This is a genomic window from Micromonospora sp. CPCC 206171 (assembly GCF_036906755.1).
Lineage (GTDB): Bacteria > Actinomycetota > Actinomycetes > Mycobacteriales > Micromonosporaceae > Micromonospora > Micromonospora purpureochromogenes.
This window is the reverse complement of record NZ_JBAKHT010000068.1, coordinates 1-870: the sequence shown is the minus strand read 5'-3', so window position 1 is coordinate 870 and position 870 is coordinate 1. Positions and strand designations below refer to the sequence as shown.

General features: G+C 67.4%; 1 protein-coding gene and 1 pseudogene. One reads left to right on the top strand and one right to left on the bottom strand.

What is annotated here, in order from left to right; all coding sequences use genetic code 11:
• A pseudogene (locus V6U89_RS30105) lies at positions 1-477 on the bottom strand (hypothetical protein); the annotation flags it as partial.
• 19 nt (positions 478-496) lie between these two features.
• On the opposite strand from V6U89_RS30105, the gene V6U89_RS30100 reads away from it, so the two are divergent.
• Positions 497-766: a hypothetical protein gene (locus tag V6U89_RS30100; RefSeq protein WP_157743602.1), complete on the top strand. Its 270-nt coding sequence runs from the start codon at positions 497-499 to the stop codon at positions 764-766.
• Positions 767-870 lie beyond the last annotated feature (104 nt).

The window sequence follows — 870 nt, the reverse complement described above, 5'->3', positions numbered from 1 at the left end:
CGGCTCGTCAACGCCACCGGCCTGATCGGCCTCGCCGGACGGCAGCACCCCGTCGGCTACCACTTCGCCGGACAACGGGTCACCCTCCGACTCGACCGCGGCCTCATGCAGATCACCGCCGGCGGCGTCCTGCTGCGCAGCCTGCCCAACCCCCTGAGCGCCGCCGAGATCGCCACCATTCGCGACGCCCGCCCCGCCGGACCCCCACCGACCCCGGCACCCGAACCGGTGCGGGTTGAACGACGTGTCAGCAGCCGCGGATCCCTCGTCATCGCCGGCCAGCGCATCCACGTCGGCATCGCGCACGCCGGAGCAACCCTCACCGTCGAAGCCGCCGACACCACCTTCCGCGTCCACGACGGCGACCAACTCGTCACCGAAGTCACTCGCACCACCGCCAAGGACATCGCCAGGTTCAAGGCCCGCAAACCCGAACCCCCGCGCAACCGCAAGTCCTCGGATCACCCCCACAGCCATGACCTGCACAATGACCCCCGTGACCCAGGATCAGGCCGCCGACATCAAGCCCGGCGAGATCTACGAGGACTGCCACTTCCACCCCGTCCTCTGCCTCTATAACGACGGCGACCAGATCCACGGCGTCTCCCTCATCGACGCCAGCTCTCCCCGAGCCTGCTCCATCGGCTTCTGCGCCGTCATCAAACTCACCGTCGACGACGTCATCGCCGCGCGAGCCGACTGGCCGGGATACCTGGAACGACGCCACGCAGAGTTCGAAGCCGAGTGCGACGAGCACACCACTTGACGGACCCCTGGCGAGAGCCCATAACTAACTACAAGATCGTCTAGCCGGACGTGTCACCCACGTCCCGAGACTGATCTGTCACGCAGGTCCTGAGACTCGACATC